Here is a 25,728-nt window from a genome sequence, read left to right as displayed (position 1 = left end):
AAGCTTGACTTGATATCCGAACGGTTACTGAGAAGAAAAATTCGAAAGGAATTGAAAGAAACAGAAGTTTAATCCCTTCCGGACCCGGAGTCATTTTTGCCGTTGTTCACACTAAAATTTCTTAAGCATATCGCGCAGGATTTAATTCTTTTTTGCCCGAATATTTCAAAAATACCTGCTGAAAAACTTTAATAATTTGGAATACTATATATAAAAATAATGATTGTGTGAAGTCCGGAAAGTGGGAAAAGAAAGCAAAACGGTATGAAATGATTTTCTCAGTGATAACCTTATTTTTTTGGGGATTTCACCAAAAAACGTTTACCAGGCATTGGCGGCTGTAAATATCGATTTAGTAGGCAGGGCCGCAAAAAAAGCAGTACATATGAATAGTTAGTAGTGTCGGAAGTGATTCTTTGACAGCTAAAAGAACAGTATCAATAGAAAAGCCCTTAATCGCACTTGAAGACGTGGATCCTGCGGACGAAAAAAAGATCCTTGAGTTTTTGAATACCGTTGAGAACGCAGGAGAGATTGCAAAGACCGTAGAATTTCCCGATGAACCCGATATCGGGATAAAAGTTGCTGAAAAAATACTTGCAAAAAAAAATAAGATCGGAAGTTTCAGTAATCTCAAAGAAGTTATGGATGTTAAAGGGGTGGGTCCCAGGAGGTTCACCGAGCTGGTATCCGCCGTTTCAGGCAAATATGAGGTCGCTGAGACGGAGAGGACTTTCTTTAAGTACCTGACCGCGATAAACCCCAATTATTTCGGGAACCTGAAAGAAAGTTCTTTTGAAGCTGTAAAGGTGATGATAAATAAGACCACCTATGAAGAACTGAAATGTGTGGGTTTTAACCCCAGGTTCGAAAGGGTGGAGGCTGTAATACATATCAAAAAATCTTCCGGTTACGGCGGAAATCTCTGCTCCGGCGGAACCCCCGAATATATCCGCTTCTATGTGGACTGGAACGATACGGACACATGGGAAGACCTCGGGGTGGTCAGCTTCAAGGCTTACAATATACCCGGCGACAAACCCCTGGAATATGCTGTAAGCATCCCTCTTGATGCGAAGAAGAAGTGGTGCATAAAAGAAAACCTTCCTAAGGTACGGGCAATCCTGTCCTGGAACACCGCTCCTCCCGCTGACACCCCGGATTTTGTACCTGTATGGGGAAATTCGCTTGATGCATATATCCAGATAGATGCCCTCAGGTTTGTTCTCATAAAAGATATTCTTGAACTGGAAGCGGTCAGCATTCCGGAGAATATCCTGGAGCTTGTGGACCTTGAGAAAGAAATTACCCTCAAGGAACCTGAAAAGCTTAGCCTGCCAAAACTTCTCCAGCTATACAAAGATAAAGAAGTACCCGGGCACAGGTTCGGATTTTCACAGATCAAGAACCTGCTTGGCAAGGATACGTTTTCCCTCGGGCAAACGGTTGCGGAAAAATCCGGCAAAAATATCATTGCTTCCAGTACCGTATCCCTGCACAATACCCTGATCGATGCAGGGTTTGAGCTCTCTATAGTACCTGGCATAATTGAGGGACTCGTTCCGATATCCTCAGGAGACACGACATACGAGGAGCTGAAATGCATCGGCCTGAACACGAACCTGGACGAGCTGGCCAGTGTAATCGAACTCAAGAAGTCAAGCGGCTATTCCGGAGGCCTGTGCACCGCCGGAAGTGAGGAGTATGTGGCGTTCTGGGCAGACTGGGGAGACGGAACCGGCTGGACATATGTGGGAACCTCAGTGGTGAACGTGCACGACATCAAAAACATCCCTTCGGGGGGACTGCAGTACTCCGTATTTTTGCCCGTGAACCTCACAGGCCGCCACAAGCCCTGCAGTGAGGGAGCAAAAATAGTTAAGGTCCGGGCGATCCTTTCCTGGGAAGTGGCACCACCGGCATGGGACCCGAACTATATCCCCAGATGGGGCAACCGCAGGGATACACTTATACATATACCCCCGGGTCCGACCGTCGAGGAAGGGGACCACACGCCTTACATCTCGGTTATCGGCAACATGGGGATCGATGACATCGACAGCTCAACAGGGCTTGCTACCGGTAACGGGGTAATGGCTGCTTTCACCGCAAACGAAAGCCCGTTCGGCGGGGTGGTGACGATCTGCGGACATATTGCATTCCCGCCAAATACCTTCACGGGAAGCGGGATGAGTGCAATACCCCTCAAATACAGGGTGTTCGTACGCCGCAGCCTTCCGGGCGAACCCTGGCAACAGCTGACCAATTCCTTCAACGTCAAACTCGTAGACCAGCTGGGTTCCAGTTTCACCGGCCCCTATAACCACACACAGAAGCTTGATTCCGACGGGTATTACACATATCTTGAGGACCTGGAAGGGAACGAAAGGCGTTTTGTGGAAGGCTTTGTACTGGCAAAGTGGATTACGAGCGCCCCCATGGACGGGTTGTGGGAAATTTGTATGGAAGCCTTCGACCCCATGACATTGACAACATATCCGGCCCTGAATGCGGATGGGACCGACCAGATCATAAGGGTTATGATCGATAACACATGGCCGACACCTGACCTGAACATTACCGGGTACACCCGGGACGGAGTTACAAACCCGGCAGAGGGATGCGGAGCGTTCAGACAGGGAGATATCATCCACGGCACCTACAGTATGAAAAACAACTATATCCGCAGCTTCTACCTCAGGGCCGAACCTTTGGGCCCGGCGGATGGTGGTGAGTTGTGTGTCCAGCCAGGCACTACCCCCTGCACGGCAAGCTCGGGCTGGAGCACACCTCCCTCGGTAACCCGGGCTTATCCGTCCCCGGTCGTCTCCACCACCGGAGAAGAAGGCGTATGGTCACTGAAGACCGAAGAGATGGACCCCTGCGGTTACATCATGAGGTTACACGGGTCTGACAGGACCATCGTCGACAGCGGCTCCATCGGACATTACAGCGGAAAAAGCGTTGGGTTCTGCCTGTTGAAAAAAAGCTGAAGGGGAACAGGGAATGAAAGGGTTTCCGGACCCCTTCATTTATTTTTTCCATTTAAACCTGATCTTTTATGATGAAAACAATAAAAAGACATTTCCTAACTCCTGATAAAGGAGAAAACCTTATTGACAGTATTTACCCGAAAAAACTGCTTCCATGGACGCTTGGGTTGGAGCTGATCCTAAATTCAAATCAGCAAGCTGTATCAAAACCAATTTGAATTCTACTATTGTTTGATTTTTCATCTTTACTTTTGTTATCTCAAACTTGCTCCATAGTTTGTGGGTGAATCAACCTGAACAGATTCAGCGCTGGTTAGATATAGCTTCAAATTGTTGGTCGTCTCAATTTCTTTCTCTCCTTTAGCAACTATTGAGATTTCACCGCCAGCGTTAACTACAAAATTAAGTTCAACGGAAGCTTTCTGAAGCTTAAACCTGGGAGCATCTACAAGTGCGTTTTTTATCCCCTGTTCTATTCCCATAATTAATTCTACTAAATTATCTTCGATATCTTCCTCACCGAAAAGCCGGGTATCATCAACAGGAATCAGGGTAAGTTCTATCGTATGGGTTTCTTCTTTTGAGATGCTGCCCCCAAGCCCGAGATCCAGATCCACAACCGGTACTTTCAGCTCCAGGCCGCCTTCTTTACTATTAAAAGTTTTTAGTTTCAAATCCAGCTTTTCAACTTTAACTCCCAGCTCAGATCTATAAGATTGCTGTTCCACTTCACGGATTGCTTTTTTCACTTTAGATATTATTTTGTCGATTTGAATCCCCACATTTTCAGACACTATCACACCTCTACTTTACTCTACTCTACTTTACTCTACTCTACTTTACTCTACTCTACTTTACTCTACTCTACTTTACTCTACTCTTCTCTTCTTTGCTCTTTTCTACTCTTCAGTTTTCCTGACACCCGGATTCTTTCCTTTGACGCCTTGCTGCAGGTAGGATCGATTTCTATTGCTTTATCGAGAAATTCTATTGATTCTTCATGTTTACCCAGCCTGGAAAGTGCCAGCCCTTTATTAAACCAGGCATCAACCATTGAGGGGTTGAGTTCTGTTGCTACCTCAAAATATTTTATCGAATCTTCATATTTTTCCTCTATTGCAGAAATTACGCCTCGGTTGTTCCGGGCTTTGGCGTTAAGAGGGTCAATCCTGATGGCTTTATCATAGCAGTTTGCAGCTTCGTCATATCTACTGGCCTGCTCGTAGTAGACACCCATGTTATACCAGTCATCAGACATTGAATTTGAAAAATCGGTTAGTTTCATTCCTGTCAAACCAGCATTATTCACAAGCTTCAGGACTTCATCAAAACACTCGATCGCTTTATCATTTTGAGTAAGGGCCAATAGGGTAATTCCCTTCAAGTACCACGTCTCTATATCAGATTGTTTGATTGCCAGGGCTTTATCAAAAGACTGGACAGCATCGTTATATTTTTTTAAGCCGTACAGGCAGAGAGCTTGATATTTCCAGAGCTGGTGATCCTCAGGGTGCAGGTCAATTGCCTGTTTAAATAAAGCCAGAGCCTGCTCATACATACCTATTTTAAGATGAGCATAACCTTCAAACAAAAAAGTTGGAACAAGAATCGGGCTAAAAGGAGAATAAACAGTAGGATGAACATCTTTTGGATATACTGGATTTCCGGGCAGTTCGATTACTATTATTGATTCATGACAATCTGCCGGAAAATTTGCTCCGGCTGCAACAAGGACTGAGATTCTATTTTCAATCGCCCGATTGATAGCTTTGCATACATTTTTTACGGCTTCCGAACATCCAGGGTAGTTGCTGATGTCTTCCTTTCTTTTTTCCATACCAACCGAGAGATTAATTATTCTTGCCCCGCTGTCTATTGCCCAGTTTACGCCCCGTGCAATTCGATTTATATATTCGGATAAAGGCACATCATCATTTTCATAGACCTTACCAATCAAAATTGATGCATCAGGAGCAGTCATTGCAAGATTCAAAGCAACCGCAGTGCCATGTCCTTCTCTGTCCTGAAACCCGTGACCTGTAAAATCTTCAATTGCATCCATCCGGTCTTTTAAATATGGGTGGTCAGTGAGAACCCCACTGTCCAGGATAGCACATTTTGTGTTTTTACCTGCATAAACTGACTGATGGAGTTTATTCGCATCACCGTTTCCCTGAAAAATTGGAACATAATAAATGTCTTTTTTCTCGTCAAAAATATCGCTGATTTTTAGCTCATGAACTCCAAAAAGCCTTACTCGGGGAACATTCTGTTCAGGCATAAATTCTCCATCTCGCGCTTCTATGTAAAATACTCGAAGGTATCTTATAAATCTGTCTAAATTTTACGTACAGCAAAGTATTTGATGTGAAGCAAAATCAAGAGATAACGCCTTTGTTTCTGAGCAATATTCTGGCTTTTTGGAAATATTTATACATTGGAGAGTGAAATAAGTCCGCATGAAAAAGTATCTGGGGATTATTGTCGATGCCGTTTCCAGGCGGCAGTTAAAAGGCGAGGTTACCGTTGAAAACGGGAAGATCATTCTTATTGAAGAGAAAGAGCACGATAAGGAACAGTACATTCTGCCAGGACTTGTAGACTCCCATGTGCATATGGAAAGTTCCATGACCGTACCTTCGATTTTTGCTCGGATGGTTGTTGCAAAAGGGACGGTTGCAGTGGTCAGCGATCCTCATGAGATTGCAAACGTTATGGGGGAAGAGGGCATTGATTTCATGGTTGAGGATTCGAAAAGATCTCCTCTGAAAGTCTTTTTTGGGGTACCCTCCTGTGTGCCGGCAACTCCATTCGAATCCGCAGGAGCAGTCCTTGATGCGGAGGCTGTTGACCGCCTGCTGGCAAGAGAGGATCTGCATTACCTTTCCGAGATGATGAATTTCCCTGGTGTGGTTCTGGGATTCCCCGATGTAATGGCAAAATTGGAGTCCGCAAAAAAGTGTGGCAAAGTGATCGATGGACACGCGCCTGGCCTGAGGGGAGCCGACCTCGAGACATACATCGGGGTAGGGATTTCCACAGACCATGAATCTTTTACTTACGAAGAAGCAGTCGAAAAAATAAAACTAGGGATGAAAATCCTTATCCGGGAAGGGAGTTCAGCCCGAAATTTCGAAACCCTGTACAGCCTGATAGATGAATATCCCGAAGCGGTCATGCTCTGTACCGACGACTCTCACCCCGATACCCTGATCTATGAAGGGCATATCGATAAGCTTATCAGGCGCGGGCAGGAAAAGGGACTTGATATCTTTAACCTTATCAGGGCAGCGGTGATCAACCCGGTAGAGCATTACGGGCTCAATGTCGGGTTGCTCCGTGAAGGTGACCCTGCGGATTTCATTATCGTGGATAACCTGAAATCCTTCAACGTGATAAGCACTTTCATCGACGGAGAATGTGTTTACGAGAACGGAAAGGTTCTTTTCCCGATGGAAAAGGTTCCTGCAAAAAACGTGTTCAACCGAAATAAAATTTCAATCGATGATATAAAACTGGCTGTGCCGGCAGGGGAAACCGGGGACAGAAAGGAAGGAATGCGAAAAATCAGGGTGATTGTTGCCCGGGACGGAGAACTGGTTACAGGCCAGGAACTGGCTTTTCCAAAAGTCGAAAACGGCGGCCTGGTTTCGGACCCGGAGAGGGATATCCTGAAAATGGTTGTCCTGAGCAGGTACGCAGATGACCCTGTCCGGATCGGTTTCATAAAGAACATAGGCCTGAAGAAAGGAGCTATTGCAAGCAGCATTGCCCACGACAGCCACAACATTATTGCAGTTGGAGCCACTGATAAAGATATAGTTGAAGCTGTCAACCGGCTAGTGGAAAATAAAGGAGGAATCGTTGTGGGCACCGTAGAAAACCTTCTTGATCTCCCGCTTGAGGTTGCGGGCCTTATGAGCACCCTCGATGGAGCAGAGGTAGCTTCCCGGTACCGGCTGCTGAACGAAGAAGCCCGGAAACTCGGAACCTTGCTTGAGTCGCCTTTTATGACCCTTGCATTTATGTCGCTTCTTGTAATTCCCGAGCTTAAACTTGGAGACAAAGGCCTGTTTGATGTGACAAAATTCGAATTTGTCGAGCTTTTTGCAGAGGAATAAGACAAAAAAACAGTCAGTAGAGATTTCCTCTGCACTTTTTTGATTTTTATCTAATCATCGTTTTAATATTAAACTGATTTTTCTATTGACTGTTTGATTATATTAATAAATGATGAGGTGCAATAATAAATTGGAGTGAATTATTATGTCTAAAAGCATTAAAGTAGCGGGTTTACTCTTAGCAATAGCAGGACTTGCTTATGCTGTGAAACAGATCAGGGAGAAAAAGATACAGCGTTCTGGTTGGCACAAAATAAAAGTCGAAGAAAAAGAAGAACGAGGAGAAGGAGAAGAAAGAACTGGTTCAAGATATGGTTCCAATCCGGTCAAATATTAAATCGAATTTATTTCTGTCCAGCCATTTCCATAAGCCTGGGTATGGTTCATAATGCATTTGATCTATGATTTTAGTTTTATCACTATGTTCTATGCATTAAGAACTTATCCGAGAAGTCAATAATGACATGCTGTAAGACTACAATTATTTATTCCTTGTGCACATGTCTATTGTAAAGACTGCATTCGGTCACAATATTTTTCGGATAACTCTAAGTTATAGAACAACAGAAACCAAAAACATCAGAAACACGATTTTCTTTCCTCTTTTTTTCTATCTTTTTCAGTCTTGTCTATCTTTTTCAGTCTTGTCTATCCTTTTCATTCTTGCTATCTTTTTCAGCCTCATCTATCCTTTTCTACGAGTTTCAAAACATCAAAATTCGATGCGGTTTGTACGATAACAAACTGCTTGCTCACGGAAGCTGTTTTCCTTGCTACGGTTTCCATACAGAGCATGAGGATTTTTACTGCATCCTGAAGTTTGCTCTTTTTTGTCCAGTTGTCCTTAAAACATTTGTTAGCTACCTGTTTTGTAAACTCGTTCCCGAAAGCTATGAAATTGCTGCCCTTTCCCTGTGAGGTGAGGGTAAGTTCCGAGTCCCTGAGTTCGGCAATTGCATAGGCGCCTGCTGAAGCGTACAGCCTTCTTTTCTTTACGACCCCTCCTTCAACTGAGGAGACTTCCCCTACCAGAATACCGTTTCTCTCCGAGACTTTGTTCTTGCAGTCCGTGACCGTTATTTTGACCCCTGCCTCTCTTGCTTTTTTTTCCAGTTCCTCGTCCGTAACTATTGCGCCGCTGTAAAGCTCTTTTTCGAGTTTTTCCCTGTCGGACTTCTCCCCTTCAAAAGTGATTTCCCTCATGTCTCCGACCATTACTGCACCGTTTTTTCCGATAAAAGCTATAACCAAGGTCATTTTGCTTGCTCCAGAACACGTTTTAAAGAAATCATCTGTCTTTAAAGTACCTATTTCTTATTGTTCAGGTATAGAGGGGCTTCAAGTGATGTAAATTTGTTTTTTCCGCAAATCTGTGTTCGAGTGATCATCTATTAATCAGATGCTCTCATCCAGCACTTCGGAAATTTTTTTCTGATTTTTTTCCTTTGCTGTACAGGGCTGTACCGACCCCAGGAAGGTAAAATATGACTGAAATAACCTGTTTTCCCGAAAAATACTGCCCTTTGTCCCCGATAATCGGCTTCGAATCCATTCATTGTGGGACGTTTTCGCCAGATCGTCTTGTGCCCCTGTAAAGGGGCAGAAAGGAAGTAAAAGAAGCTGCGCCCCTGTAAAGAAACAGAAAGGAAGTAAAAGAAGCGGCAAGTCAGCTTTTTACCCGGTAACTATTACAGGTTGGTTTCTTGAATGTGTCGTCAGTCGTTTTTACTTTCCGGCTTTTATTCTCTTTATTCTCTCTTTTTCTTTTATTTCTTTTAGTGGGAAAGACCGCTCTTCTGCGTCTCTCTACTTTATCATTGTTTTTAAGTCAGTCCTCTTGAGCGGACCTCACTACTACAATTATAAATTTGCCTTCTTGAGCGAAGCGAAAAGGGCAGCGTACTGCAGAGCCGCAACTCTGCCGAAACAGACCGCGTACTCCCGAGGCGCAATTCGGGCTGCAGAGCCGCAACTCTGCCGAAACGGACCTCGTACTGATGAGATTACATCGCAACTCCCATGAAATCTCCGATTTCCTGCAATCCCGAGGTGCAATTCGGGCTGCAGAACCTCAACTTTGCCGGGATAGGAACGACCCGGTATAGTGAATAAGATTGCACGGATCAGAAAAGTTGTAATTTAATCCACTTGAGTAAACTTCACTGCTAACCCGTAAATTTGCACGCTTGAGCGGTCAGCTTTTTAACTTTTACTCAAAAATAGCAACTGTGGGGAATTGACTCGACCAACCTGAATTCCATAAATCCTGAATAAATTGAAAAAAATAGATAAAAAAGGAATCATTTCGGACGTAGAAATTTCATCTTATAAGCCTGTAGGTATGGACAAAGTCTCCCCCGGCTTTTCCGTCGTTATCTCCATCCAGAGCAATTCCCCTTTCATCTATTATGAATCCGGATCCGGTTTCGTTTCCAAGTAAGGTAATTGTTATTTCAGCCCCTGCCTCGTCCATAGGATAGTCGCCATACGGACGGAACATCAGAATTCTGGACCCCGAATCCAGCAAACCCTCTACAGGCTCGTCTGATGCGGAACTTTTGACTATTACGGTCTCTTTCGTGATGCTTGCAGTATTCATGGGCATGTCGAATTCGATCCAGATCGGGGAATCATGCCTGAACGCAAATGTCTGCCTGTCAGGATAAATTGATTTTACCTTTGGAGGGACCTGTTCCTGTTTGAAGTGAAAAGGCAGAGATTTGAAAGCCTCTGGAAGGGACCTGTTACACATATACTTTTTTACGGTATATACAATTGCAGCTCCTGCAATTACCCCCAGCAGAAATTTACTCCAGCCATTCATTTTATGCAATATCGTTCCCCTCCATTCATTTCATTGGACTTCTATTTTATGACCACTCTTTTTAGCAGTGTATTTTTTAAGAGCGTAAATAGCTGTAGCTCCGACAATAACACCCATGATTACTTTACCAATTTTCATCGTTGAAGATCCCCCACCTGTTTCTTTTAATTGTACTTCTTTCAGTTCCATTTTAGGAATTTCTTCTTTTTCAGATTTTTCTGACTTAAGTTTTTCAAGCAGATATGCCCCAAGAAGTAATTTTCCATATTTATTTATTCCCTTACTCTTTTGAGACCCCCCCGGCTTAATTTTCTTCATGATATATGCGCTGAGCAATAGCTTACCATATCTTTTCATATTTAACAATCTTGCACCCCCTTGATTTTTTTCCTTGCCGGAAAGCCTCTTATTTTAATACCATCCGGAAAGGAGAGAAATTGAGTTTAATACTCCTATATTTATCCTATATCGCACCTAATATATAACGCCAACTATGTGATATATTAAAATTTTTATACTGAGTGGGAATTTATAGCGATTTATTTTCCCGGTGCTATGTAGAAAAGATCAGGTATAAGCCGAAGAATGAAAAGTGAACTGGAAAGAAAACTCAAAAAAGAAATGAAAAGGAAACTCAAAAAGGAAATGAGAAGAGAAATGAGAAGAGAAATGAGAAGAGAAATGAAAAGGAAATGAAGAGAGGAACTAAAAGAATTTCGAAGAATGTAAGAAAAAATTTAAAAGAATTTTTCAGAGAAAGAATTTTTCAGAGAAAGTTCCGTCACTTCATAATACTGAACTTGTATTCAAAATCACCACCGGCTTTTCCATCCATGTCCCCGTCAAGAGGAGCACCTTTTACGTCCGTGATAGCTCCCGAACCGGTATCGGTTCCTATCAAAGTAATGGAAACTTTCGCTCTGCCATTTTCTGCAGGATATTTTCCATGAGGTCGGAACATCAGAATTCTGCTGCCTGCATCAAGAAAACCATCCAGAGGCTCATCAGATACCGAGCTTTTGACTATGACAGTATCTTTAGTGACAGTAGAACTGTCTATAGGTGCATCGAATTCGACCCAGATAGGGGATTTCAGGTTATGGGAAAAAGTTTGGCGATCCGGATAAACGGCCTTCACTGTAGCAGGGGCCGGACCACGTCTAAGCACCCTCCTGGGAATGGATTTAAGTTTTTTGTGCATCTGCTGTTCCTGAATATATTTATCATAAGTGTACTTCAGCGTAACTCCGGCAACAAGACCACCTGCAATTCCAACGGCTGTCCCTGCGGCTGTCCCCATTAACAGTCCACCAAGTATATGTTTCTTTGTCAGTTCTATACCCCCTATATTTTCAGATTTAACCTCAATCGGATTAACCTAATTTCATACTATTTAGAGAACTATTTATAACTGTATTTCCTGGATGAAAAATCAATGTTTATTGAAGAATCGGTGTTACCAACTCCTGGAAGGACAGGAAATTCCCGATTGATTTCAAATTTAAACATCTGTTTTTCTTAGCGCGTCCTCTTCAGGCGTATGCCTTCGGTCATATTATGAGGCACTTATGTCTTTTAAAAGTCTTCATGGAAATTGACTTCGTAGAAATTGACTTGAGTTTTTTGTGCATTTGTTTCTCGTGAATAAGTTTATCATAAGCATACTTCAGTGTAATTCCGGCAATCAGACCCGCAAGAACTCCACTGGCCGACCCCACCAAAAGACCGCCAAATAGATGCTTTGTTGTCAGTTTCGTACCCCCTCAAATAGTTTTATTGATTCAGTAAATAGCCTGTTCTTTCAGCTATGTACCTCAGATTATATTATCAACAATATATATAATAATCGCCAAATAAACAGTTAAAATTAACTGGCTGTTACTTTTGGCTTTTATGGATAACAAAAAAGATCGAAAAATGCTACGGGAGAAAAGCAAATAGGAAGCCTGCCAGTCCGGCTCGAAAAACCTTTTTGTATTATCGAAAAGAAGATTAAGCCATGAAACAATCGATCGGAGCAAAACCTCTCTCGTTTCCGACACCTGCCTGGGTTGTCGGCACCTACGACATGAACGGAAAACCAAATGCGATGACTGTAGCCTGGGCCGGGATCTGCTGTTCGAACCCGCCATGTGTCAGCGTATCCTTAAGAAAGGCTACTTACAGCTATGCCGGGATCATGGAGAATAAGGCATTTACTGTAAATATCCCTTCTGAAGCTTATGTGAAAGAAACCGACTATTTCGGCATAGCAAGCGGAAAGGACGAAGATAAGTTTGAGGCAGCCTGCCTTACCCCGGTTAGAAGCGAACTTGTGCCTGCTCCTTATATAGCGGAATTTCCGATTGTCCTTGAGTGCAAACTTCTCCACAGCCTTGAGATAGGGCTTCATACCCTGTTTGTAGGAGAGATCATGGACATCAAGGCCGAAGAAGCCGTGCTCGATGAAAACGGAAATCCCGATATTGAGAAAATCCGACCTGTTGTATACGGGACGGGAAATAGAAGCTACTACGGCATCGGGTGTAGACTTGGAAAAGCCTTTTCGATAGGAAAGCAGACCTGAGAAAATCCATCCTGTGCTTAATTTGCCTGGTTGAGGGGTATGGTGAAAATGAATTTGCTGCCTTCTCCAAATTCGCTTTCAACCCAGATTTTGCCTGCATGCATCTCCACAAATTTCTTGACAAGAGAAAGGCCAAGGCCTGTCCCTTTCTGCTTTCCGTATTCGGAGTTCTCAAGCTGAGTAAAAGGTTGAAAGATTTTCCGGGTTTCGGCTTCGGAGATTCCGATCCCCGTATCTTTGACCATAATTTTTGCTCGATCTCCCTCGACCCCGGCATCAACAATAACGTATCCGTCTTCCGGGGTGAATTTAATAGCGTTATCCACCAGATTGTATAAGATCTGCTTGAATTTCGTTCTATCCGCCCTTATGGTCGTCAGTTCCTTATCAACCATGCTCAGGACCTGGATATCTTTCTTTGATGCCAGGGGGGTCAGTAAAGCCTTAACTTCAGAGATCGAATCGGATACGGAAAACTCCTCTGCCTTAAGTTCCATCTTCCCGGCTTCGACTTTGGATATGTCAAGAATATCATTTATCAGCTTCAGGAGATGATTTCCGCTTACGGAAATATTGCTGATATACCTCAGTTGCTTATCATTAAGCGTACCAAAATTCTGGGTAAGCAGCATATCCGAAAAACCTATGATCGAATTAAGGGGTGTCCTCAGTTCATGGCTCATGCTTGCCAGAAACTCGCTTTTTGCTTTATTGGCAATTTCAGCTTCCATTTTCGCCCTGACAAGCTCACTCTGCATTTTTCGATTATCCGTTATATCCGAAACAATCGCATACAGGAGTTTTCTTCCACCCATCAAAATGGGATAGCTGTATCTCTCAACATCCCTCAGCACTCCGTTTGATAAGCGGTGAGTAAAATAGAAATGGTTTATGTCCCTGGACTTTTCCTGTTCCAGTTCTTCCATGATCTGTTCTTTTGGAAGGATATTGATATCGGCAATGTTCAGGCTGAGCATTTTCTCTCTGGAGTACCCATAGTAATCACAAGCAGCCGAATTCGCATCAAGTATACTTCCGGTATCCGGATCAAGCAGCATTATTACCGCGCTGTTATTTTGAAACAGAGAGCGGTACCTGCCTTCACTCTCTTTTATCAGCTTTTCTGCTTTTTTGCGTTCGGTAATGTCTTCTACTATGTAAATTGTCTGGACATGGTACCCATTTTCGTCCATTAAACCCGAAGAATTGACATTGACATCTACAGGTCTCCCGTCTTTTCGAACCATCCTGTACTCTTTGTTGAAGGAAAAACCCCTGTACCCGACCTCTTCGGAAGACTCATTAATTTTTTTAAGGTAATCTGAGAAAATGAGGTTTTTTATGGGTTGCCCTAAGAGTTCGACCCGCCTGTAGCCGAGGAGCTCTCCTACGCGGGAATTGCAGTCAACGATAGTCCCTTTTTTGTCAACCAGCAGAATCAGGTTGGCAGCATTCTTAAACATGGACCTGTAGATTTCTTCCCCTTCGTGTATTGCTTTTTCAGCCCTTTTGCGCTGTATTCCCATCCCCATCAGATTAACAGCTATTCGAAGTATGGAAACGTCGTCTTTTCCCCAGCTCCCGGTATTGACCACATTGTCCAGTCCCATGAAGCCTGCAAGCTTTCCACTTACATACAGAGGTAACACAATCAGGGATTTGATCCCCTGTTTTCCGAGCACTTCTTTCTCTACTGCTGCTTCCGGAGGCAGGGCAAGAACATTTGGGATGTGGATGACTTCATCATTGGCAAGTTTTTCCATCCACCAGGGGCATTCGTCGCAGGAAACATTTTGAAGGTTGTTTTTCTGAGGCTCCACCCCTTCAGCACACCATTCATGCGTGTTGTCGAAGATGGTTCCGTTTTCTCGAAACAGGAAAATGTAACTCCTGCCAGCCCCGCAGAGCATACCAATCTTTTCGAGGGCAACGTTGATATCCCTCTCAAGGCTGGCAGGAGCTATAAACATGTTGGAAATTTCGAGCAATACCTCTTCGATTTCCAGTTTGCGCCTTATTGCGTCCTTTGAATTTATTCTTCTATTAATATCAAAAACTGCACCTGAATAGCTCATAATAGCCCCCTTATTTTCAGGCAGTATCGGAATTCCCTTTTTGATCCAGCGGATGTTCCCGGACTTTTTTAGCATCCCGTACTCAGAAGTAAGGTTTATATCTCCTTTTTTAAAAATTGGTAAAATTCAGATTATGTGCTTCCCGAATCCTCTTTGCATACAAGTTTGTTTTGTGAACCTTCTCCAACTTCCAGATATAATATATGAAATTTAAAGGATAAAATTTTATCTATAGATACATTTTCTATATTTTTTTATCATCATCAGCTGAAACTGTTATTTAAATTTAAAACTGATATATTAGCACAAAACGGAATTTAAAAACCGGAGATAACCAGGTGGCAAAGCAGCTTGAACAAAATAAAATCTTTGAATTTTAGCACCCAATTCAGGTGATTCAGGTGGAAAAAGGTCGTCAACGGAGAAGTCGTCGGCGAAGAAAAGTTGGCAGAGGAGAAGTCGTCGGCGAAGAAAAGTTGGCAGACCAGGAAGATCAGGGTTATGATCCCCGACCTTTACTCTTTCCCAAAAGCCTTTTTCGCCATAACTCGCCAGCCTTTGAAGTCTTTTCCCTCAAATTCTTTTTCAACGGCTTCAAGCAGCGCGGGTATATCCAGATGCTGCGGGCATTTTTCAACGCATTCTCCACACTGCACGCACTGGGAGGCATAACCCGGAACATCTCCTCTTATTATCCCTCCGGGTTTTGCCGCATACATGAGTTTTGCTTCTTTTTCATTTCCTGAGAGGTAAAAGTTATCGTAGATTTCAAAACAACTCGGGATGTCAACTCCTGACGGGCAGGGGGTGCAGTACCTGCAGCCTGTGCAGCCTGTTTTCATTAGTTCCCTGTACTTCTGTTCCACTTTCGTCACTAGCTGCAGTTCAGCTTCGGTCAGGGAATTCGGATAAGCTTCCCCGGCAATTTTCAGGTTCTCTTCGATATGGGACTCCTCGTTCATGCCTGAAAGCACAACCGTAACCTCGGGATGGTTCCAGATCCAGCGAAGCGCCCATTCTGCAGGCGTTCTTTTTACCGGGGCTTCATCCCAGATTTCCCGGACTGCAGACGGGATTGGATGCGTTAGCTTCCCCCCGCGCAGGGGTTCCATTATGATCACACCCAGCCCCTTTGAAACTGCGTATTTCAGCCCTTCGGTTCCTGCCTGGTTCTTTTCATCCAGAAAATTGTACTGGATCTGGCAGAAAACCCAGGGATAGGCATCCACGATTCGCTTAAAATCGTCAACTGACCCGTGGAAAGAAAAACCTGCATTTACAATTCGGCCGTCAGCTTTGGCTTTATCAAGAAAACCCAAAACATCGAGCTTTTCCATTTTGTCCCACAAAGCCCCCACAAGCCCGTGCACAAGGTAATAATCCATATGGTCCGTCCTGAGCCTCTCAAGCTGGGTATTCAGAATCCTGTCCATATCTTCAGGGCTTTTCACGGTCCAGGAAGGAAGCTTTGTTGCGAGCTTGACCTTTTCCCTGTACCCGTCAGCAAGAGCTCTCCCCACGAAAGGCTCACTTTCTCCCAGGTGGTACGGCCAGGCCGTGTCGACATAATTCACACCGTGATCGATTGCATAGCGCAGCTGTTCTCTGGCCCTTTCTTCGTCTATCTTTCCTTCTTTAAGAGGAAGGCGCATGCATCCGAACCCGAGTATCGAAAGCTGATCTCCGTTCCCTGGTATTTTTCTGTACAGCATTTCCATAACCTTCTGTCTTAAGTTGTTTCCTTTGATTATTTTTAAGGGTTTCCACCCTGAATTCCGGAAAAAGATTTCGTGGATTCAAAAATATTTGAAAGTTTAATACACAATACAGAAGCAGGAGAGTCAAAAAGTTAAACGTTGAGTAAATTCCAGCTATATTTTGAGACTGTAGAATTATATGTAAAATGAAACAAATTAGAAGTTGAAGCAAAATAGTGGGTCACTTGTATACGATATATAACTGTAATAAAATAAATTTAAAAAGTTAAACGATTTTGGAATGAAACAGATATGCTAACGTATCCCCCACCTGATCTATTACAACAAAAACGGCAAGTATATCTGTAAGAATGTTGTGATATTTTTAGACTTTTGAGTGATTTTTTTGCAAAGGGGTGTTTAGATATGGATTTCATAGACCAAATAAAAGTGTTAGCCACTAAAATTCCAAAGTTGTCTGAAAGTATAAAAACTGAGGAGGCAACAAAAAATGCTCTTGTTATGCCTCTTTTAAACATATTGGGATACAATGTTTTTGATCCTACTGAGGTTGTTCCTGAGTTTACAACTGATTATGGCACGAAAAAGGGTGAGAAGGTCGATTATGCTATAATGCAAGACGGCAAACCGATCATATTAATCGAGTGCAAAAATATTGATGCTGATTTGGATAAAGAGCAAGCATCTCAGCTATTTCGATACTTCAGTGTTAGTGCAGCAAAAATTGGAATCCTGACAAATGGAATTATATATCGTTTTTATACAGATATCGATGCTCCAAATAAAATGGATGAGAAATCTTTCTTGGAAATTAATTTACTGGATATTAAAGAGCCTTTGATAAACGAATTAAAACGATTCAAGAAAGAATCTTTCAACATCGATGATCTGGCGAATGTGGCATGTGAGTTAAAATACACTAAAGAAATAAAGTTAATTCTCGCTAACGAAATAAATTCTCCTTCTGAAGAATTTGTGAAATTTTTCGCTAAAAGAGTTAACGATGCACCATTTACCCAAAGTGTCCGTGAAAAGTTTACCGTGATTACAAAAAACGCCCTCAACCAGTTCATAAATGATAAAATCAATGAAAGATTGAAATTTGCCATGACTGAGGATACAATCCCTGCTACTTCAAACACAAATGAGAGTAATGAAAATTCATCCTCAGACATCGGTAATAACAATTCTGAGGAAATAATAACAACAGAAGAGGAAATCGAAGGATACCATATCGTAAAGGCAATTCTTCGAGAAAATGTTGACCTGACAAGAGTTGTTATGAGGGACAAAAAATCTTACTGTGGTATTCTCTTAGATAACAATAACAGAAAGCCAATTTGCCGCATGTATTTCAATACCAAACAGAAATATCTGGGGTTATTCACTGAAGGTAAAAATGAAGAAAAAGTTCCCATACAAAGCCTAAATGATATCTATAGTTATGCGGAGAAGCTAAAATGTACAATAAGCAACTATGACAACACTGAAAAATCTAAAGGCGTAGTTAGCGATTATGGAAGTGGAAAACAGAATCCAGAAGGTGTGATTTAAATAAACTTATAGAGCTTTATTTTTTAAACACAGCTCTTTAATCCTCTTATTTAATCAAAACCCAATTCTCTTTTTTCTAGGGCTACTTGCGAAGCCCTTCAAAGCCTATCACCAATAGATAGGCGGAGTACTAAAATAGAGAGCTTATTTAAACTCACTAGCAATGAGTCATCCATATTCTATCTGGTCTTTGATTTATTCTTTGCAATATTGGTCAAACTTTCCATGAGCAGCGTAATTGCCAACACATATCTCCGGAAATTCAAAGAACCTCTTTTAAGGGCTGGGATTCCGCAGCAGCAAGATGCAAAATCCCTGCCTTTCCAGCCACCGGATTATTTCTTCCATTAACCTTTCTTGAAGAGTTTTTTAGCCATAGCTATCCTCTGCTCCAGATCAGGCCCTTCCAGCTCCTCTGCCACGTCTTTGAGCAGCTCAGGTATTTTCAAACCCTGAGGGCACTTTTCCATACATTGACCGCATTCAATACATTGGGAAGCAAACCCGCCGGGCTCGGTGTTTGTGAATACCCCGCTCATATTAACCGCATACTTGAATCTGGCCCCCTCCACATTCCTGAACATATGCAGATCATTGTAAATGCTAAAGCATTCCGGGATGTCAACTCCTGACGGACAGGGCATGCAGTACTCACAGCCGGTACAGCCGACCTTCATGAGTTCACGGTATTTTTTCTCAACTCTGCTGACAAGCTGAAGCTCGGTTTCAGAAAGGGAATTCGGATAAGCTTCCCCGGCAATTTTCAGGTTCTCTTCGACCTGTGACTCTTCGTTCATGCCTGAGAGTGCAACCGTGACTTCGGGATGATTCCACACCCAGCGGAGGGCCCATTCTGGAGGAGTCCTTTCTACCGGTGATTCATCCCAGATCTCTTTTACTTCATCAGGCACAGGACCGGCCAGATTCCCTCCGAGGAGAGGTTCCATGACAATAATCCCCAGCCCCTTTGATGCGGCATATTTCAGCCCTTCGGTTCCTGCCTGGTGCTGCTCGTCCATGAAATTGTACTGGATCTGGCAGAAAATCCAGGGATAAGCGTCCACAATCCGTTTGAAATCCTCAATTGACCCGTGGAAGGAGAAACCTGCATTTACAATACGGCCATCAGCCTTTGCTTTGTTGAGGAAATCGACCACACCGAGAGCTTCCAGTTTGTCCCATATTTTTCCTGCAAGGCCGTGAACCAGATAATAATCAATGTGATCCGTTTTAAGCTTCTCCAGCTGGGCATTCAGGAATTTGTCCATATCCTCCCGGCTTTCAACAAGCCAGGATGGGAGTTTTGTAGCAAGTTTAACTTTTTCCCGGTACCCGTCGGCAAGTGTGCGTCCTAAAAACGGCTCACTCTCTCCCATATGATAAGGCCAGGCTGTGTCAACATAGTTTACACCGTGGTCGATTGCGTACCTGACCAGGCTCATTGCCCTTTTCTCATCTATTGCGCCGCTATCTGTCACCGGGAGGCGCATGCACCCAAATCCCAGTATTGAAAGTTCGTCTCCATTTTTAGGCATTTTTCTGTACATCATTCCTTTTTCTCCCGCTAATTTCTTCTATATTTTTATCCTTTGAGTTTCCAGTAAAGTCCTGCCTTTGTCGGATTGACTGATCACTCTTTTTTTCGAGATATTGTCTATTATCAGTATATTAACCGGTTAATCACTCATGCTTAATCACCCGATGGAAGGTGAAAATACATTATATCATTTTTTAGTTAGCCCGTTCCGGAGAATCCGGAATCCCCTGTTCGATGAAGTCGTCCATATACAGAACCACATTTATGTCCGGAATCAGACTCAAAACAGCTTTCGTGCCCTGAAAAAAACACCTTCATGGCCAATTCCGGGGAGTAATCCCTCAAAACCCCGCTATGACTCCTTCCCGAACGAGCTCATAAAGGAAAAATGTACTCCTTCATCACTTCTTCCCGGGTGACCTTTTTAATGTAAGGGGAAGAACAGAATTGCTCGACAAAAAGGTATTCTTCGGGATTATGCACACCCCAGAAAATGAAGTTTGACCACATCCTTCTGATTTTGTCCCGGATGGAAACTTCCTCATCAATGTCTGCTTTTTATACTGCAGCTAAACCTGCCCTTGACCTCAAAATAAAGGTCGTTTATAAGGGCCCCCTTGGTTGGGAAGTAGTTAAGAAGGGGACCTGTAGCCACACCGACATCTTTTAAGATCTGAGCTGTGGAAGTACCGTGGAAGCCTCTTTCCGTAAAGAGCTTCAGGGCTATTTTCATTATTGCTACTCTCTTTTATGGCTGCTCTCTTTATCACTGACCTGCTTTTCCGTGTTTAAGCCCACAAGATTGACTAATCAGTCAATAAGATGTTTCGATATTTAGAGTTACCGCTGAAGCTTAAAATTTCCGGAGACTTTACTTAATAGAAAATTAAATGAAAGCTTGAGGTAGTGCTGTCGACTTTATGTAAAAAGAAGAAGTCTTAGGGAGAATAGGGCATCTGGTTTTTCAGGTTGGGGATGGATGGAGTAGATTTTCTGGAGAAACATAGAGGAAGAAATTATCCAGATGCCCTATGTAATAATAATACTTTATAACATATAAAATTATGTTACTCTCGAAGAATTTCTGTTAACTCTTGCAGTACTGTGAATAAACAGGTATACACATTTTTATGACAGGAATACGGCCGGAGAATGACGTTAATAATGATATTTATATAATCAGCTTATGCAGTAATTTAACCGGATTATGTTAATATTATAACAGGATACTTCATGAAAATCAGTTACTTAACTCAGCTAGCGGAGCTTGAAGAAAGGAAAAATGCCTGTTTATATGATGAGCCTGTCCCAAAACCCAGTTTTAATCACGAGCTTGTTTTAAAACTAACTACACTCCGTCTGGATCAATATTTTTGAGTAGAGAAAACAGGGTCAATAGAACTAAATAGAATTATTGCTTTCGGGATTGGCTCGATAATTGTAATCTAAGTTATGAATCATGAGCTTTACGCCAGTTATGTCGATAAAATTCCCGAGATCGTAAAAAAGCATGGCGGCAGGTATCTGATTAGAGGAGGAGAAGTGATACCTATGTTTGAGGACTGGGACCCCGAGAGAATAATCCTGATCGAGTTCGATACTCTGGAAAAGTTAAGAAATTGTTTCAATTCTGATGAATATCTTGAGATTGCGCCCTTTAGAGAGAATTCGACCATCAAAAATCGATAGTAGTGAATGGATATCTTCCCCCAGAATAACTGTTACCGATAGGGTTTACCAATCGAAAAGCATAAGCTCAGGGAGTATTCTCTACCTGAGATCTGCCTGAAAATAGGATATTATAAGACGTCATTCAGGGCTCTTGCAGCCGTGTAAACGCTTCCAACTCCGAAAATATACTGGGCTATCCTTACTGCTTCCATAACCTCTTCTTTTGTAGCCCCGGCTTCCATTGCCTGGATCGCAAGGACTTTCACTCCGTCGACTGCACCGTTAGCTGCATCAAGAGCCATTGCAATAAGGAATTTGTATTTAAGAGGAATTCCTCCTGCTGAAAAAGAAAGTTCTCGCATGTCTTCAAGCAGGGAAAATAATTCAGGGTCCTTATCCATTATAACTTTAAGAGGGTGTTCTGGCATGTTGTAATCTCCATTTCACTTTATGTTTACAGGAATTTGAACTTAACAGGACTTTTACATTTAAGAAGTCTCACTTATAAAAACTTACTTAAGAGACCTTCCTGAGGAGATCCTGATAAAGGTATGTTACCTGTAAAACCTTATTTGATGCTTATTTTGTTTTGGTACTGATAAATTTTAAAACATTCGACGTTGAAGCCAGAAAACCTCCTGTACCCCAACTTAAGCAACCACTGGATTAAGACCTGAAGTACCTCAATGAAAATTCCACAATCTCTTTTGCTCCTTTTATTGACCAATAGCCAGGAAGGGAAAACGGGTGCGAGTGATCTCTCTTGACCCCGATTTTCATCATAACTGGTTCTAACTACGAGCCCTAAAATTTACAATGATGTCATAAGCTATTTTTAATTTTATAAATTTGTATATTCCAAAGATGCATTTTCGGTCATAAGTATTTTTTTACGTCCTTTAGAAATTACAATGTTGTCACTCGAAGTTTATGATTTTTTGAAAATTTGGAGCTAATTTTCTTCAAAGTTGGGTTGCTTTCATACAAAATAATTTTTCCAGCACATTTATTAGAAGCCTAAGTACTGTTTTGTTTCAAGGTTGCAGTCCCTTTGTATCAGATTTTTCCAGTCTCGTTCTATAGAGGCTGTAGTAGGGCTACGGTAGGTTTTGTCAGGATGGCAGGTTTTGTCAGGATGGCTGAGGACATCTACGGACAACCCTGGAAAACAAGCAGATAGATTGGTTAAATATGTTTGTTTTTTGATCTGGCGTTCTTATAGTATTGGTCTCAAATATTTACAATTAATTCCTATAAAGAGTCAAAAAAATAACGTCAAAAAGTGTTGGATAGATCCTCTCAATAGCGTTTTAAATATTGCTCTGGCAAACTGAATAAAAACATAACTCTTTGCTAATTTTGAAATTTTTAATCTGTGCATACTTTTTGATTTGAGACAATTTTTCATTTAAGTAATTTAATATAGTTAGAAAAAATATTAAATTTCAGTATCAGCTACATACTTATGAATTCAATTTCCGAATTGATGCTGGTAAACATTGAGTATCGATTTTTAACCGCAAGGAGAATACCCCCATGAAAGTATTGATTGTAGATGACGATCCCTTATTTTTAGAACTATCAAAGACATTCTTAGAAGTCTTTCACAATATACCCTCCGATACTGTGGATTCTGCAAGAGAAGCTCTCAAGATATTAGAGAAAGTTTCCTATGATGTGATAGTCTCGGACTATGATATGCCTGTTATGAATGGTATTACGTTCCTAAGGACTATCCGTGATAAGAGAATCAACATTCCTTTCATTCTATTTACGGGAGTCGGAGAAGAACTTATGCACCAAGCAATACAAAACGGTGCAAATTCTTTCATTCTCAAAACTAGTGACCCGAAAACCCAGTATTTAGAGTTATCAAAACAAATCTGGCAGGTTGTAAATCAGTACAACCATTGATCCAAATTCCTAAAATATTTTTCTTAACTTTTGTACATGTTTTAAGAATCAATATTCTTCTCTTTATACTGACTCATGCAAGTGGGGAGGGATATTCCGGACATTGTCACAAGGAACTAAACGAGGTCACCTTAAGACATTTCGAGTCATTTAGGGCTTTTGGCAAGTATTTAACTTTATATCAATTTAACTTCAAATCTAACAGGTTTTCAAACAGGGCACAAAATTCATATCGTGATAGGTGACCAAGGCGAAGCCGAGGGAGGCAGTCACCGTATGTTAATTCTGTGAATTTTGCGACCGTGTCCGAGACGATATTCTTGACAAGCTATCAAGTGCTGTGTCTATATACAGAAGACTTTGAAAATATGCAAGAAAAAGATTAGAGTAATACATCATTTAATGCAAGCTTAGAAATTTGAGTAGTATCTTTTCTGTAGTTATTTACCCATAATGCCCACTGTTCTCTTGTCTCTCCAAGCAACTTCAACTGGCAATCTTTTGATTTTACCTATTTTCAACATCATTTCTACGATATAATTTAATCCGGAATCCGAATAAGTTCCAGAATTAAGATACAATAAGCAATATAATTGGAATAAGTTCCGAAATTAACATTTTATTCAATCAAAACTTATCCGCTTATAGGAATAAAAAAAGAATAAGCCTGTGACTTTCCGTAGATGGAAAGCTTGAGGTAACAGTTGAAGGGATAAGGGCATCTGTTTTTCGATGAGGTGGGAATTGGGGATAGGAAAATGGGGAGTTTTAAAAAAGTTTCAGATGCCCAATATGAATTTAATACTTTCAAATAGATAAAATTCTATTTATATTGCTGTTTTCCAGCCTTTTCTGGAAGTACTCAAATTATTTCAATAATTTAACAGAACTTAACTTAACAGGGCTTAACTTAACAGGGCTTAACTTAACAGGACTTAACTTAACAGGACTTTTACACTTAAAAGGTCTCACTTATAAAAACTCACATAAGGGATCTTCATGAGGTGATCCTGATTAAAAGATTCTGATTAAGAGATTCTGATTAAGAGATTCTGATTAAGAGATTCTGATTAAGGGCATTACCTGTTAGATCTTACTGTGATGCTTATTTTGTTTTGGTACTGATTAATTTTAAAACATTCAACATTGAAGCCGGAAAGCCTCTTGTTTTGGACTTATCTGATGCCGTATCTCTTTTTTTATTCACATTAATTTATATTACTGCCTATGAGAATCTTTATTTATCATTAGCTAGTACATAGGATTCCTGTGTATTACTGAGTTTATTAGAAACTTATGTTCAAACTAGAGCAGGAAATTACGGTAATACATCTCCGGTAAGACATCTGAAAGGTGAATAGAAATGAACAAAACATGGGAAAAAGTTTTTGAATATGCCTCGTCCCCTCTGGAAGGAACGATGTCGAGGAAGCTGAGAGAAGGAGTCAGTATTCAGATCAACGAAGGAAAGATCTACAAAAAGGCTGTGCTTTTCATGGGGGAAGAATTCGTACGTATAACAGAAGAAGAGGAAGGACAAAAACTCAATACTTATTATGATTGGGCTTTGATCGGTTCAATCAGGACGTACAGTAAGAGTAAATAAGAACAGTTGTCTATGTTTGTATTCGGTTAAAGATGAAGAGGTAAAGTTTGCGCCATATGTTACCCTTCGTTCAAAGACAGACCTACAAAAAGTGTATTTTATACACGCTAATTAGCAGTGAAATCCTGCAAGAATTAACCGAATACAAACCGAATACAAAACAATAAGCGGTAGAATTACATTAAGTTTCGAAATTCAAATACGATAGAAGCAGAATTACATTAAGTTTCGAAATTCAGATACGGTAAGCGATGGAATAACAATAATTTCCGGAATTAATTTCTTATTCGATCAGAATTCATTCTCAGATGGAACCGGAGTAGAACAAGCCTTTGATTTTCCACAAATGGGAAGTTTAAGTAAGCATTTGAAGGGGTAGGGCATCTGTTTTTTCGGTGAGGTGGGAATGGGGGGATAGGAAAGTGGGAGGTTTGAAAAAAGTATTCAGATGCCCAATATGTATATAATACTTTTAAATATATAAAATTTAGTTGGTACTGCTATTTTTCAGCCTTTTCTGGAAGTACTCAAATTACTTTGATGACTTAACCTCAAACATGAATCGGAGAATTTCGCTTTCTCTTCGAAGTTCATAAGTTATTGTCCCTTCTTCGGGCCCCGTCCCTTTTAAAAGAAACCCATTCTTTTCCAGCACACGGATCGAAGCCTGCAAATGAGGATACGTATGGGCAATGATGCAGTCCTGTTTGAGGTTGGAAAAAGCCCACTTCAATATTGACCGGACAGCTTCGGTTGCATATCCCCGGTTCTGGTAATCGGAAAGCAGGGAGTAACCCAGCTCAAGGTTTCCGTTCTCATGAACAAGAAATCCCCCGCTTCCTATCAGGACCGGCAGTTCTGACCCCTTCTGACGCAGGACCCAATAGAAGGTCCAGATTTTTCGGTCTTTTGACTGCATCCGCCCTATAAACTCTTCGATGACTTCAGGAGTGATCTGGTCAGGAGGCCATTCCTGCGGGACATACGCCTTGAGGGCGGAGGCAAAGCCCGGGCGGTCATGCAGCTCCAGAAGATATAGTTTCAGAGTCGCAGGAACCAGGACCATCCTATCGGTATTAATAGGAAAAAGAATCAGGGGCATGTAAGGGATATTTGTGTTTTTTTGGAGATAATCTTTCTGGTAAGTTA

Annotated in this window: 21 protein-coding genes; 9 read left to right on the top strand and 12 right to left on the bottom strand. The window is 41.7% G+C overall.

Annotation, left to right across the window (positions count from 1 at the left end; all coding sequences use genetic code 11):
- The first annotated feature begins 416 nt into the window (after positions 1-416).
- Entirely contained in the window at positions 417-2,993 is a 2,577-nt protein-coding gene (locus ACSAZL_RS09450; RefSeq protein WP_440948423.1) for a hypothetical protein, read from the top strand.
- A 254-nt stretch (positions 2,994-3,247) separates the two neighbouring features.
- Here the strand turns inward: ACSAZL_RS09450 and ACSAZL_RS09445 are convergent, their stop codons facing one another.
- The gene (locus tag ACSAZL_RS09445; protein WP_440948422.1) at positions 3,248-3,787 is read right to left on the bottom strand and encodes a trypco2 family protein; all 540 of its coding nucleotides are present in this window, start codon (positions 3,785-3,787) and stop codon (positions 3,248-3,250) included.
- 80 nt (positions 3,788-3,867) lie between these two features.
- On the bottom strand, positions 3,868-5,274 hold the full coding sequence (locus tag ACSAZL_RS09440; RefSeq protein WP_440948421.1) for a tetratricopeptide repeat protein: 1,407 nt from the start codon (positions 5,272-5,274) through the stop codon (positions 3,868-3,870).
- Between the two features lie 178 nt (positions 5,275-5,452).
- Between ACSAZL_RS09440 and ade the strand changes: the two genes are divergently transcribed.
- The 3 genes from ade to ACSAZL_RS09425 all read left to right on the top strand — a co-directional run bounded on the left by ade (position 5,453) and on the right by ACSAZL_RS09425 (position 7,673).
- Positions 5,453-7,114, top strand: coding sequence for an adenine deaminase (gene ade / locus ACSAZL_RS09435; RefSeq protein ID WP_440948420.1), 1,662 nt, complete (start codon positions 5,453-5,455; stop codon positions 7,112-7,114).
- Positions 7,115-7,259: 145 nt separating this feature from the next.
- Positions 7,260-7,451: a hypothetical protein gene (locus ACSAZL_RS09430; RefSeq protein ID WP_048065363.1), complete on the top strand. Its 192-nt coding sequence runs from the start codon at positions 7,260-7,262 to the stop codon at positions 7,449-7,451.
- A 150-nt stretch (positions 7,452-7,601) separates the two neighbouring features.
- The gene (locus ACSAZL_RS09425; RefSeq protein ID WP_440948827.1) at positions 7,602-7,673 is read left to right on the top strand and encodes a hypothetical protein; all 72 of its coding nucleotides are present in this window, start codon (positions 7,602-7,604) and stop codon (positions 7,671-7,673) included.
- Positions 7,674-7,795: 122 nt separating this feature from the next.
- Here the strand turns inward: ACSAZL_RS09425 and ACSAZL_RS09420 are convergent, their stop codons facing one another.
- The 4 genes from ACSAZL_RS09420 to ACSAZL_RS09405 all read right to left on the bottom strand — a co-directional run bounded on the left by ACSAZL_RS09420 (position 7,796) and on the right by ACSAZL_RS09405 (position 11,238).
- Positions 7,796-8,371 (bottom strand): MJ0548 connectase family domain-containing protein, encoded by a 576-nt coding sequence (locus ACSAZL_RS09420; protein ID WP_440948419.1) that lies wholly within the window; start codon positions 8,369-8,371, stop codon positions 7,796-7,798.
- A gap of 1,063 nt (positions 8,372-9,434) precedes the next feature.
- On the bottom strand, positions 9,435-9,938 hold the full coding sequence (locus ACSAZL_RS09415; RefSeq protein ID WP_440948826.1) for an Ig-like domain-containing protein: 504 nt from the start codon (positions 9,936-9,938) through the stop codon (positions 9,435-9,437).
- A 30-nt stretch (positions 9,939-9,968) separates the two neighbouring features.
- Complete coding sequence (locus tag ACSAZL_RS09410) at positions 9,969-10,295, bottom strand: hypothetical protein (RefSeq protein ID WP_440948825.1); 327 nt, start codon at positions 10,293-10,295, stop codon at positions 9,969-9,971.
- Positions 10,296-10,719: 424 nt separating this feature from the next.
- Entirely contained in the window at positions 10,720-11,238 is a 519-nt protein-coding gene (locus ACSAZL_RS09405; protein WP_440948418.1) for an Ig-like domain-containing protein, read from the bottom strand.
- Between the two features lie 699 nt (positions 11,239-11,937).
- Between ACSAZL_RS09405 and ACSAZL_RS09400 the strand changes: the two genes are divergently transcribed.
- Positions 11,938-12,504, top strand: coding sequence for a flavin reductase family protein (locus tag ACSAZL_RS09400; RefSeq protein WP_440948417.1), 567 nt, complete (start codon positions 11,938-11,940; stop codon positions 12,502-12,504).
- Positions 12,505-12,521: 17 nt separating this feature from the next.
- Here ACSAZL_RS09400 and ACSAZL_RS09395 read toward each other — a convergent pair whose 3' ends face one another.
- Together ACSAZL_RS09395 and ACSAZL_RS09390 are read right to left on the bottom strand one after the other, a co-directional pair.
- Entirely contained in the window at positions 12,522-14,654 is a 2,133-nt protein-coding gene (locus ACSAZL_RS09395; RefSeq protein WP_440948416.1) for a sensor histidine kinase, read from the bottom strand.
- Positions 14,655-15,094: 440 nt separating this feature from the next.
- Positions 15,095-16,291 (bottom strand): aldo/keto reductase, encoded by a 1,197-nt coding sequence (locus ACSAZL_RS09390; RefSeq protein ID WP_440948415.1) that lies wholly within the window; start codon positions 16,289-16,291, stop codon positions 15,095-15,097.
- A gap of 411 nt (positions 16,292-16,702) precedes the next feature.
- On the opposite strand from ACSAZL_RS09390, the gene ACSAZL_RS09385 reads away from it, so the two are divergent.
- Positions 16,703-17,851 carry a type I restriction endonuclease gene (locus tag ACSAZL_RS09385; RefSeq protein ID WP_440948414.1) on the top strand — a complete coding sequence of 383 codons (1,149 nt, stop codon included), beginning with the start codon at positions 16,703-16,705 and terminating at the stop codon, positions 17,849-17,851.
- A 347-nt stretch (positions 17,852-18,198) separates the two neighbouring features.
- On the opposite strand, the gene ACSAZL_RS09380 is transcribed toward ACSAZL_RS09385, so the two are convergent.
- Both ACSAZL_RS09380 and ACSAZL_RS09375 read right to left on the bottom strand, forming a co-directional pair.
- Entirely contained in the window at positions 18,199-19,401 is a 1,203-nt protein-coding gene (locus tag ACSAZL_RS09380; RefSeq protein ID WP_440948413.1) for an aldo/keto reductase, read from the bottom strand.
- A gap of 531 nt (positions 19,402-19,932) precedes the next feature.
- Entirely contained in the window at positions 19,933-20,121 is a 189-nt protein-coding gene (locus tag ACSAZL_RS09375; protein ID WP_440948412.1) for a TetR/AcrR family transcriptional regulator, read from the bottom strand.
- Between the two features lie 719 nt (positions 20,122-20,840).
- On the opposite strand from ACSAZL_RS09375, the gene ACSAZL_RS09370 reads away from it, so the two are divergent.
- Complete coding sequence (locus ACSAZL_RS09370; RefSeq protein ID WP_440948411.1) at positions 20,841-21,077, top strand: DUF1330 domain-containing protein; 237 nt, start codon at positions 20,841-20,843, stop codon at positions 21,075-21,077.
- Between the two features lie 110 nt (positions 21,078-21,187).
- Here ACSAZL_RS09370 and ACSAZL_RS09365 read toward each other — a convergent pair whose 3' ends face one another.
- Positions 21,188-21,487, bottom strand: coding sequence for a carboxymuconolactone decarboxylase family protein (locus ACSAZL_RS09365; protein WP_440948410.1), 300 nt, complete (start codon positions 21,485-21,487; stop codon positions 21,188-21,190).
- A 1,108-nt stretch (positions 21,488-22,595) separates the two neighbouring features.
- Here ACSAZL_RS09365 and ACSAZL_RS09360 point away from each other — a divergent pair.
- Together ACSAZL_RS09360 and ACSAZL_RS09355 are read left to right on the top strand one after the other, a co-directional pair.
- Positions 22,596-22,973, top strand: coding sequence for a response regulator (locus ACSAZL_RS09360; protein WP_440948409.1), 378 nt, complete (start codon positions 22,596-22,598; stop codon positions 22,971-22,973).
- Positions 22,974-24,336: 1,363 nt separating this feature from the next.
- Entirely contained in the window at positions 24,337-24,579 is a 243-nt protein-coding gene (locus tag ACSAZL_RS09355) for a hypothetical protein (protein WP_440948408.1), read from the top strand.
- Between the two features lie 532 nt (positions 24,580-25,111).
- On the opposite strand, the gene ACSAZL_RS09350 is transcribed toward ACSAZL_RS09355, so the two are convergent.
- A complete protein-coding gene (locus tag ACSAZL_RS09350) occupies positions 25,112-25,681 on the bottom strand; it encodes a GNAT family N-acetyltransferase (protein WP_440948407.1) in 570 nt (189 codons plus the stop codon).
- Positions 25,682-25,728 lie beyond the last annotated feature (47 nt).

This window comes from Methanosarcina mangrovi (assembly GCF_052057765.1).
GTDB lineage: Archaea > Halobacteriota > Methanosarcinia > Methanosarcinales > Methanosarcinaceae > Methanosarcina.
This window is presented reverse-complemented; position numbering and strand designations above follow the sequence as displayed.